This window comes from Candidatus Margulisiibacteriota bacterium (assembly GCA_028706105.1).
Taxonomy (GTDB): Bacteria; Margulisbacteria; Riflemargulisbacteria; order GWF2-35-9; family DYQY01; genus DYQY01.
Map to the genome: position 1 here is coordinate 1 of JAQWCF010000066.1, position 10,739 is coordinate 10,739.

Annotated in this window: 13 protein-coding genes; 2 read left to right on the plus strand and 11 right to left on the minus strand. The window is 33.0% G+C overall.

The genetic code is table 11. From position 1 onward, the window contains the following. On the minus strand, positions 1-709 hold a 709-nt coding region (locus tag PHF25_07185), incomplete at its 3' end, for a Na-K-Cl cotransporter (GenBank protein ID MDD4527798.1). A 213-nt stretch (positions 710-922) separates the two neighbouring features. Between PHF25_07185 and mltG the strand changes: the two genes are divergently transcribed. After that, positions 923-1,924, plus strand: a complete 1,002-nt coding sequence (mltG, locus tag PHF25_07190) for an endolytic transglycosylase MltG (GenBank protein ID MDD4527799.1) — start codon at positions 923-925, stop codon at positions 1,922-1,924. A gap of 34 nt (positions 1,925-1,958) precedes the next feature. Here the strand turns inward: mltG and PHF25_07195 are convergent, their stop codons facing one another. The 9 genes from PHF25_07195 to rpsF form a co-directional block, all read right to left on the minus strand. Then, positions 1,959-2,906 (minus strand): divergent polysaccharide deacetylase family protein, encoded by a 948-nt coding sequence (locus tag PHF25_07195; GenBank protein MDD4527800.1) that lies wholly within the window; start codon positions 2,904-2,906, stop codon positions 1,959-1,961. Next, a complete protein-coding gene (locus PHF25_07200; protein ID MDD4527801.1) occupies positions 2,903-4,075 on the minus strand; it encodes a S41 family peptidase in 1,173 nt (390 codons plus the stop codon). Before PHF25_07200 ends, PHF25_07195 begins: the two co-directional genes overlap by 4 nt. Before the next feature lie 45 nt (positions 4,076-4,120). Further along, positions 4,121-5,251, minus strand: coding sequence for a peptidoglycan DD-metalloendopeptidase family protein (locus PHF25_07205; GenBank protein ID MDD4527802.1), 1,131 nt, complete (start codon positions 5,249-5,251; stop codon positions 4,121-4,123). Next, positions 5,251-6,843: an excinuclease ABC subunit UvrC gene (uvrC, locus tag PHF25_07210; protein ID MDD4527803.1), complete on the minus strand. Its 1,593-nt coding sequence runs from the start codon at positions 6,841-6,843 to the stop codon at positions 5,251-5,253. Before uvrC ends, PHF25_07205 begins: the two co-directional genes overlap by 1 nt. Position 6,844: 1 nt before the next feature. Continuing rightward, positions 6,845-7,312, minus strand: a complete 468-nt coding sequence (rplI, locus tag PHF25_07215) for a 50S ribosomal protein L9 (GenBank protein MDD4527804.1) — start codon at positions 7,310-7,312, stop codon at positions 6,845-6,847. Positions 7,313-7,323: 11 nt separating this feature from the next. Then, the gene (gene rpsR / locus PHF25_07220; protein MDD4527805.1) at positions 7,324-7,572 is read right to left on the minus strand and encodes a 30S ribosomal protein S18; all 249 of its coding nucleotides are present in this window, start codon (positions 7,570-7,572) and stop codon (positions 7,324-7,326) included. A 29-nt stretch (positions 7,573-7,601) separates the two neighbouring features. Then, complete coding sequence (gene ssb, locus PHF25_07225; GenBank protein MDD4527806.1) at positions 7,602-7,967, minus strand: single-stranded DNA-binding protein; 366 nt, start codon at positions 7,965-7,967, stop codon at positions 7,602-7,604. Positions 7,968-8,096: 129 nt separating this feature from the next. Next, positions 8,097-8,462: a single-stranded DNA-binding protein gene (locus PHF25_07230; protein ID MDD4527807.1), complete on the minus strand. Its 366-nt coding sequence runs from the start codon at positions 8,460-8,462 to the stop codon at positions 8,097-8,099. Positions 8,463-8,471: 9 nt separating this feature from the next. Continuing rightward, positions 8,472-8,762 (minus strand): 30S ribosomal protein S6, encoded by a 291-nt coding sequence (gene rpsF / locus PHF25_07235; protein MDD4527808.1) that lies wholly within the window; start codon positions 8,760-8,762, stop codon positions 8,472-8,474. Between the two features lie 344 nt (positions 8,763-9,106). Here rpsF and glyQ point away from each other — a divergent pair, with 344 nt between their 5' ends. Continuing rightward, a complete protein-coding gene (glyQ, locus tag PHF25_07240) occupies positions 9,107-9,988 on the plus strand; it encodes a glycine--tRNA ligase subunit alpha (GenBank protein ID MDD4527809.1) in 882 nt (293 codons plus the stop codon). Positions 9,989-10,083: 95 nt separating this feature from the next. Here the strand turns inward: glyQ and PHF25_07245 are convergent, their stop codons facing one another. Further along, entirely contained in the window at positions 10,084-10,602 is a 519-nt protein-coding gene (locus PHF25_07245) for a prepilin-type N-terminal cleavage/methylation domain-containing protein (GenBank protein MDD4527810.1), read from the minus strand. Between the last annotated feature and the right edge of the window lie 137 nt (positions 10,603-10,739).

The window sequence follows — 10,739 nt, forward strand, 5'->3', positions numbered from 1 at the left end:
ACCCAGTGGCGATTGCCAGTAGCGTTCCTTGCGGCAAACTTTTAGCTGGATCTTTTAAGTCTCCGCTCATGCTTAAGCCAGCTTCCATCCCAGTTACTGCAGGAAAAAAAACAGCAAACAAAAACCAAAACCCATTTCCTCGTATATATTCAGGGTATAAAACAATGTTAGAAATATCAGGTTTTGCACCTAAAAAAAATGAAATAAGAGATAGTACGATAATTCCCATAATAATATACTGTGTTTTTTCAACTAACTTAGAGCTAATAATTGCCATTAAAGACAATACCGCTAAGGCAGCCAAGCCCACGTAACTTAAGTTGATACCTGGAACGAATAAAGTTAATGTTTCGGCAAAACCAACAATATACATACCAATACCAAAGGTTTGGGAAAGATATAAAGGCAAACCAATCGCACCACCAACCTCTATTCCAAGACTTCTTGAAATAATATAATATGCACCCCCAGCTTTTATTTTCATGTTTGTGCAAATCGATGATAAAGACAAACCAGTTAAAAAAGTTATGCTCTGTGCTACCAATAAGATTAATACTGTATTAATTAAACCGGCATTACCAACAACCCAGCCAAGCCTTAAATACATAATAACGCCAAGAATCGTCAAAATATTCGGAGTAAAAACTCCACTAAGTGTGCCCAATGTTTTAGTAGAATCCACTGATTGTTCTTTTGATTTAATTACCATGTGCCACCTTTATTTTTCAAATTTAATAACTAATACAACTATACTTTATTAAAACCAAAATAAACACTTCCTATAAATATTTAATCTACGCTGATTGTATTTTATATAACTGAACAGTGTCAAAAATTATAGAAAATATAATTAATTTATTAAACTTCACCTACTAAATAATTCCGATTAGTATATTAAGTGTATGCTATTTATAATATTTATATGAAAAGAGTACTGTGCTTTTTACTCATATTAAGCTTTAGTTTTGGCTCCATAGTCAATATAAAAATTCCAAAAGGTGCCTCCGCTTCTAGCATTGCACAAATCCTGAAACAAGAAGGTCTCATCAAAAATGAACTTAAATTTAAACTCTTAGTCAAAACGTTTAATAAAGAACACAACTTTCTACCAGGTAGATTTAAGATAAATTCAAACACAAGCTACCTAAATATTATTAATCAATTACAAAATCCAAAAAATATTCAAGTTGCTAAAATCACAATTCCTGAAGGATTTAATTTATTCCAAATAAATAACCTTTTGGTCAAAAAAGAGTTACTCCCAAAAGATGAATTCTATGATTTCGCTACAGATAGAAGCAAGTTTATACATTTACTTGAAAATATCCCCGAACTATATAACGAGCCAGAACTTAACCAACTTGAAGGATTTTTATTCCCAGACACATATATTCTTGGTTATGACATGACCACAGAAGAAATAATCAAAGTGATGCTAAAACGTTTTAAAAACAAAGTGCTGCCTGCCTACAATATCAGTAAGGAAAACAACACATTACCAAAAAGAAAAGACAAAACAATGTCTTTTTATAACATTATCTCGCTTGCTTCTATTATTGAAGGAGAAGCAATTACTGCAAATGAAAGAGCAACAATTGCAGGTGTTTTCTTAAACAGAATGAATAAAAAAATGATACTTGGCTCCTGTACCACTGTTCATTATGCAAGAGCTCTGGAAGGTCTGCCAAAAGTCAAAGATCTTTCATATGAAGACACCAGAATACAAAGCGATTACAATACATACATTAATGCTGGACTACCACCTTCCCCTATTAGTAGTCCTGGTTTAGCGTCAATAGAGGCAGCTCTTAATCCAGAAAAAAACAACTATTATTTCTTTGTCTCCAACAAAGATGGAACGCATCACTTTTCTAAAACAGAAGCAGAACACAACATTTGGAAAAGACGATATTATAAAAAATAACTTCACCAACGAAGTAAGTAAAACCGGTTAATTATTACTGAGCTAATTCAGATACAAAAACAAAAGTATATCCTTGTTCAACTGCAAGTGGCATCCATTCAAACAAAACTTCCATTGTATAATTTTTGTTAATATGTCCAATCGCTATAACTTGCCCTTCCTTGTCAGCTAATTGTTGAACATGTTCTAGCTGTTTCTTAATATAATCTGAATCATCTATATTATCTAAATAAACCTGATTATATGCAGCCTTAACTCTAGATTTTCTGGCTTGTTCATAAAACACAGAAGACGGAGAAGTTAAACTATCCAGAACATACAGCTTGTTTCTTTTGGACCATCGGACTATTTCATTAACCATATTCCTTGATGAAGTCACGTATGAACCCATATGGTTGTTAAGTCCTGAAATTGCAGCAGCTCCTAACAAAGAATCAAAAGATTCATCCAGCTTTGAGCGAATGTCCTTCTTGCTATCACTAGAAGTAAGAATATACTTATATCCTATCGTCTTGAAGTGTCCACTTTCTTTATCCTCTTTCGTTGCAAATGGCTCCATTGGCATGTGCATTAATAGTTCACAGTTTCTTTTCATTTTATAATATTTCACTAAGTCCAAAGAATGTTCTTCTCCAGGCATAATTGCCAAATTAATTTTATTTTCCATCAAATCTAATAAATAATATCTAACAGTTCTTATGCCTAAATCATCTATAACGATAGCAATTTGTTTTAATTTATTGTTGTCTTGTTTATTCTGCACTCTAATTGCCACATCCCGCTTTGTGTCTAAAGCTTGAGTATTTAAACTAGTTTCTGAACCATCCACTGGAAGGGTTTTTACTGTTTCTACTTTAGGAAAATATTGTTCTGTTTCTTTTTCTAAGAGAATATATTTAGTTAAAAAAAATAATAAATTAATTACTGTAAAGGTTATAAAAAATAAAAATAAAACAAAATGAAGTTTTTTTGAACCAATCATTTCTTCTTTAGATATTTGATGGCTTGATTAATCTGAAAGTCCTTTTCTAAAGAATACTCATATGCTCCTTCTTGCATTAGCTTTATATCTTCTGAAGGTATTTCTACTACTACATCAGGAGTTATTCCTGTTTTATTAATATTTGTTCCTTTAGGCGTTAAATACTTAGCCGTTGTTAACAAAATAGCTGAATTGTCTTGTAACGGGATAACTTCCTGAACTGAAGCTTTTCCAAAAGTCTGCGTGCCCATAACCACTCCACGACCATGATCTCTAATAGCTCCGGCTAAAATCTCTGAGGCAGAAGCCGAAGCTCCATTAACTAATACCACTAATGGACCAGAAAAAGCCTGAACATTAGCCCTATTAGAAACTAAGGCCCTAGTGTCTCCTTTTCTGCCAACTGTCTGAACAACAATCTCGCTGCCAATAAATATTCCAGCAATATCTAAAGCATTTTGTAGTAAACCTCCTCCATTGTATCTAACATCTAGAATCAGCTTATCCATACCAGTTTTCTTTAAACTATTTATTGCCTCTTTCAATTCTCCATAAGTTTCTTTGCTTTCAAATGTCATTAGCCTGATATAACCTATTTTTTCAGTTAACATTTTAATCTCTTTAATACTTTTTATTTGAATTATGTCTCTAGTAATTTTGACACTAAAATTGTCAGTAATACCTTCTCTACTTATACCTAAAACAACCGCAGTACCCTTTTCTCCTCTTATTTTTGAAACAGCCTCTTCTAAAGAAATCCCAAACGCGGACTCTGCATTAATGGAAGTAATAACATCAAATGATTTTAATCCAGCTTTATCTGCTGGAGTGCCCTCCATGGGCGAAATAACCATTAATTTATCTTGTTTCAACCCAATATGAATTCCTATACCAAAAAAATTACCTTGAAGATTTGTCTTTAAATCAGAAAACCCCTCTGGCTTAAGAAACCTTGTATATGGATCATCTAAAGACTTTATCATTCCCTCTATGGAGCCATGAACCAGTTGTTCATTAGAAATATTAGTTTCAACATATTGGTTTTCTATTAAATCAAAAACCTTTAATACTTGTAATTTCCAGTTTGTAGTAGAAATATTATTTGCATTTAAAGTAATGCTTACCGATAAAAAAATGAATGCGAGAAAAATTCCCCTCAATTTACGCATAATGGTATATTATAAAGATTTTCGACTTTTGACAATTACTATTCATTATCTTTTAGGCAAAAATCGTAATGGATCTTGAACTTTTCCGCTCTTACGAACCTCAAAATGAAGATGTGGCCCTGTTGCTAAACCAGTAGAGCCGACTAAACCAAGAACATTTCCCTTTTTAACTTTAACATTATTTTTTACAAGATACTTAGATAAATGAGCATACAAGGTAGTTGTATTATCTCCATGATCTAGAATAACAACATTTCCATAGTTACCCCATCGCCCAGAATACAAAACCACCCCATCATCTACAGCAAACACAGGACGACCGCTAGGTGCGCCTATATCTAAACCTGTATGAAACGTCCTAACTTTAAGGATTGGATGCATTCTATCCCCAAATAAAGAAGTAATATGTCCTAAAACTGGCCAAATGTACTTCCCATCTCCAATCTGAGCAACAAGCTTTGATTGTTTTTGTAAGTTTACTACCAGCTCTTCAATTTTTTTCGAATCTTCCAGTAAACGTTGTGCTTTCTTTTCATAGGCAAGTTTTTGTGCAAGCAGTTGATTATAGAGAGACTTCTTTTTGTTATTGTTAGATGAAATATTCTTCTTCAAGGAATTGATCGCTTCTTGTCTTTCAGTAAGAATGTCCATCTGTGCCTCAAGCCTATAGCCTTTATACTTGAGGTTATCGCTTTTCTTTTTAATATCACCTAAAAAATTTACATCCATACTAATCAAAAACTCTAGCATATAAGAAATGTTAACCTGATCGGTTAATGAGCTATGCTCTACTAACTGTTCTATAAAGTCAGTATTACTTAATTTGTAATAAAAAAAATATTTATTATTAAGCTCTGCCAACACTTGATCAAACCTATTTTTGTCTGTGCCTAACTCTTTCTCCAGCCAAACAACTTCTTTTTCAATCGCCTTTTGCTGACCTTCCACTTTTACTAACAATAAATTCTGCTGAGTTAAAAGATTTTCAATGGAAGCGATTTCATCAGCTACAAGTTTAGCCTTGCGATCTGTCTCATTAATCATGACTCTTTGCTTAGAAATTTCGTCATAGATACCTTCTAGCTCTTGCTTCTTCTCTTTAATCTTTGAATCGTAATCAACGCAAAAGGCTAAACCAAAAAGCAAAACAATAAGTAATCGTAGAATAATCTTCACTATTTTATAAAACTCCTTTTCCTTCTTTGGAAGTTAACTGCAAACCGATGAGCTTCATCTCTTACCATTTGAAGCAGCCTAAGTCCCTGATTTCTTTCCTCTAATTTTAACCCCTCATCTCTAAATGGCAAATAAATTATTTCTTCTTTTTTTGCTAAAGCACAAACAGCTTGGTTGTTTATTCCTAAATCAGCAAAAGCTTTAAGCACTGAACTTAACTGACCTTTGCCTCCATCAACCACCACTAAGTCAGGTCTACTGGCTTCTTCAAGCTTGAAAAATACTCTTGTGGCTAACTCATACATAGACGCGAAATCATCATTATCCAAAACTGTCTTTATATTATATTTGCGATAACGATCTTTTTGTGGCACACCTTCTTGGAAATAAACACAGGAAGCAACAATATTCTCGCCACTTAAATGCGAAATATCTAAGCCAATAACGCTTAATGGTCTTTTATTTAAAAACAATGATTCTTTTAATCCATCTGCAAGCAATGGATAATCTATCTCTGCCTTAACTTCCAATTGTCTCTTAGTGGCAAAATAGGAATTTTTTTGTAATAGTTCATATAAATCATTTAATTTTTTTGACGGTTTTGAATAAATTTTTACCTTCTTCTCTTGAAAAAAGCACGCAATCTCTTTAGTAACTGCCGAACCTTGCCAATACACATAATCAGGAAAATCATCATGTATTGAATAAAACTGAACTAAGGCTTTGCTAACAACTGTACTTAGAGAATCTTCCTCTTCTACGATAACTTCATGAATAAACTGTTGGGCTAAATACCCTTGCTTTATTCTAAATACTTGAAAGACAACCGTATTAAAATGTTCAATAAAAACAAACATATCAACGTTCTTGCTTAAATTGAAGAGTTCTACCCTTTGAGAAACAAACAAACCATCAAGAACAGACAACTGATATTTAATTGCTTGGGCGTCTTCAAACCTTAACTCATTGCTCGCCTGCACCATCCTGTCTTGTATGACTTCTACCAATTCTTTATATCTGCCTTCTAATAAAGCAATAACATCCCCTATCAGCTGATTGTATTCTGCTTCAGATATTTTCCCCTCGCAAGGTGCCTTGCATGAGCCTAAATGATAATATAAACAAGGTCCTTTTTTACTTAAAACCCTACATCTTCTAAGCCCAAAATTAGCTTTTATTAATTCCTGTAAAGTCTTAAAAAATTTACCCTGAACATAAGGGCCAAAGTACAAGGCTCCATCTTTTTGGGTCTGTCTTGTTTGAATAACTCGAGGGAATTTTTCACTCAAATCTATTTTGAGATAAGGATAAGTTTTACTGTCTTTTAATCTAGTATTGTATCTTGGGTAATATTCTTTTATAAATCTGTTTTCTAAAATCAATGCTTCAACTTCATTCGCAACAACAACGTAATCTACGTTGACGATTTTTTTAACCATTACTTTTATTTTGGGATGATGATCAGTCTTTTGGAAATAACTTTTTACTCGTTTACTTAAGTTTTTTGCTTTGCCTACATACAAAACATCCCCAGAAGCATCTTTCATTAAATATACTCCTGGGGATGTTGGTAAACTAAGTTTAGTTAACAATTTATTTTTTTAATGTTGTCTCTTCTTCTATTGTAACAACTAAAGATACTGTAGCATTAATGCCAGTAAACAACTTGATATTTGCTGTATATTTGCCAGCTGTTTTAATATGTGTATTAATTGCTATCTTTTTTTTAGGAATATCTAATCCTGTTACTTCTTTAATTTTTTCTGCCACATTTTGGTTTGTAATCGAACCATAAATATGTCCCGTTAAGGCTGCTTTAGCAATAAAATTAAGTTCTACTCCCTTGAGTTTATCGGCTTGTGTTTGATGTTCTAGTTTTTCTTTAGCAATTTTTTTAGCTTGTTGACCAATTTCGTTTTCAAGTTTAGCTTTATTGCCTGCATTATAAATTACTGCTTTGTTTCCAGGTATCAAAAAATTAACACCATAACCTTTTTTTACGTTAACAACACTACCTTTATCCCCTAATCTCACATCATCTTCTGTTAATATTATCCTCATTCATCTTCTCCTTATTCTATTACATGAGGCAATAAACTTGCTTCTCTTGCTTTCTTAATAGCTGCAGCAACAGCTCTCTGATGCTTAGGACAAAGGCCTGTAAGCCTACGAGAAGCTATCTTTCCTCTGTCGGTTATATTCTTTCTTAAAGTATTAATGTCTTTATAATCAACTTCTTCAATACGCGCTACGCAGACAGAACACTTCTTTTTTCTTACTCTTTTAAACGCTGAAACCTTTTCTGCTACTCTTTTTGCCATTTTCTATAATTCCTCCTCTACAACTTTACCTAAAAAGGTATATCCTCATCGCTACTAGTTTTTACTGTCTCATCATCATTTTGGCTATCTTTTTTATTTAAAACTTCTACTCGATCAGCCATTACTTCAGCAAACACTCTATCCTTGCCATCTTTTTCATATTCACTTAATTGCAAAGAACCTTCTATTGCAACAGATCTTCCCTTAGCTAAATATTCTCCACAAAACTCAGCTAACTTCCTCCATGTAGAAATTCTTAAAAAATCTACCTGTTTGTTATCCCCATACCCACGATTCACTGCAACAGTAAATCTAGTAACAGGAATACCTGAGGTTGTGTATCTCATTTCTGGATCTCTAGTTAAATTGCCAATTAAAAAAACTTTATTATACATAACCTCTCCCAGCGTAAGCCTTAAATATTCTTTTACCAGCTATTTTACCGCTACCCTCTCATTTCGACAGGCTCAATGCATCGCCTAAAAGAGAGGATTTGTCTACCAAATTTAAATACCGATATACCTTTAAAAAGGAATATCGTCTTCGGTGACTTCTTGGTCTTTCCCACTAACAACACTTACTTTTTCACCATCAAAACTTTTTAAAAAAGAAGCAACCACCTCAGTTACCCAGGTTGTATTCTTATCAGAATCCTCAAAACTTCTTTGCTGAATCCTTCCTTCTACAAGTACCATTTGATTTTTACTTAAGTTACCTACTGAATCAGCGACCTTTTCCCAAGCTACCACAGAAATACGATCAGTTTTATCACCAAAAGCTCGGTCTGTTTCAATTGTAAACTTAGCAATGCTTTTGCCTTCTGTTGAAACCTTTAAATCCGGCTCATCAATTATTGTACCAATCAATATTATTCTATTTAACTGAGCCATAAAACTAAATTAATCCTTTTTTGTTATCATATGACGAACTACGTTTTCGTCAATTTTAATATTATAGTCGAGCTTGGTAAGCTCGCCTTGTTCTTTTTCAAAATTAATTAACACGTAATATGCTTCGTTAAGCCCTTTGTATTTTTTAAAAGCATAAGGAGTCTCTCTTTTTCCCCACTTTTCAGCATCTACAAAATTCCCATTTATTGCTTCTATGTTTTTCTTCATTTTTTCTATTGCTAAATCTACTTGTTCTTCAGTATTTTCCGGCTTAAGTAGTGCCAAAATCTCATATTTCATCTGCTGTTTCCTCCCGACCTCACCCCCACCCCCACCCCTAAAAAGGAGAGGGGAGGAGAGCCGTCTTTTTATATTAATTTACATGCTTCAATTCACGAACTGGTATATTAAATCATAAAAGATAAGAAAAATCTACTATGATGACCATGCTAAAAGAGCAAAATAAATTATAACACACTCTTTTGGTATGTCTATTAAAATAGTTCAATGTTCAATGGTTCATTAGTTCATTAATTGTTGGTTTACTTGTAAATTGAGTTTTTTAATAAACAAACAAGCCCAGCTTTACCAGAAATGAGCTTAGAGGGGCTGGTAAATGAACAAATAAACAGTATAATAACTACATGAATTTTCAAAATATAATTTTAACTTTACAGAAATTTTGGGCTGACCAAGGGTGCATATTACAACAACCTTATGATATAGAAAAAGGAGCGGGGACAATGAATCCTGCTACCTTTCTGAGAGTTCTTGGCCCAGAACCATATAATGTTGCTTACGTTGAACCTTCTCGGAGACCAACTGATGGACGATATGGGGAAAATCCAAATAGATTGCAACATTATTTTCAATTTCAAGTTATTTTGAAGCCTTCACCACTTAACGTCCAAGATTTATACAAAAAAAGCTTAGAAGCAATAGGCGTAGATTTAACTGAGCATGACTTACGTTTTGTGGAAGATAACTGGGAATCTCCTACATTAGGAGCAGCTGGATTAGGCTGGGAAGTATGGCTGGATGGAATGGAAGTTACTCAATTCACTTATTTCCAAATAACAGGAGGACTGGAGCTTGATCCTATATCAGTAGAAATAACTTACGGTTTGGAAAGACTGACTATGTTTATTCAAGGTAAAGACTCTGTCTATGATATTGATTGGAATGACAAAATCAAATATGGCGATATTTATCTGCAGAATGAACAAGAACAAAGTACATACAATTTTGAAATTTCAAATATTGAAATGCTCACAGACATGTTTCACAAATTCGAACAAGAATCTTACCGTTGCATAGAAGCAAAACTTATCTTACCAGCTTATGATTATTGCCTAAAATGTTCGCATACTTTTAATTTACTCGATGCCAGAGGTGCAATAAGTGTTACAGAAAGAACTAACTATATTACAAAGATAAGACATTTAGCTAAAAAATGTGCCACAGAATATTTAGCTAAACGAGAAGAGTTAGGATTTCCTCTTTTAAAACCTCACCCGGCGAAATAGACCAAAATATTCTGAGATACAAAAATATCGCCACCCTCTCCTAACAGAGAGGATTTATATTGTTTTCTGACTAAACTAACTAATAAATTCCTTAATTAATATCTAACTAATTGTATTAAGTATTCTTTATTTGTTTGTGTCATTAATTCTATCTGATAATAATTTTCATTTACCTGAATAAACTGATAGTTAGTTATTAACATTGGCTCTGTTGTTAAATATCTTGTAGCAGTCTGCATCGTGTAAAGCTTCTTATTTTTAACACCAACTTCATAAATCGTACTGTTACTTTTTATCTCTAAGGTATTACCTATAATTTTCAGATAATCGGCAGTTGTTGATATCTTTTTAAGGTACATTTCAGCAAACTCTATCTGTGCAACTTCACTACTTTCTATAGAATAAGAGTTATATTTCTTAATCTCGGAATAAAAAATATTACTCACCAAAGGGAACAAAACTAATAAGATAGATAGTGATATTAAAACTTCTATTAAGGTAAAGGCTTGTTTACTATTAATGGCTTTCATCGTAACTACATAATACCCCAAAGCATGAATTACGTCAATATTATTATGATAGAATCTAATAACGTATATTTTTATTTTACGCAAAAAACAACTAACCCAAAAAATGCATTATAATTTTTCGATGCCCACCCCTCGTACGATTTCTGCATGTTTTTTAATGCGCTGATAAGTAATTCCAAACAAACATAATATATCAATGCATTATTTAAGTTCTGCTTCGA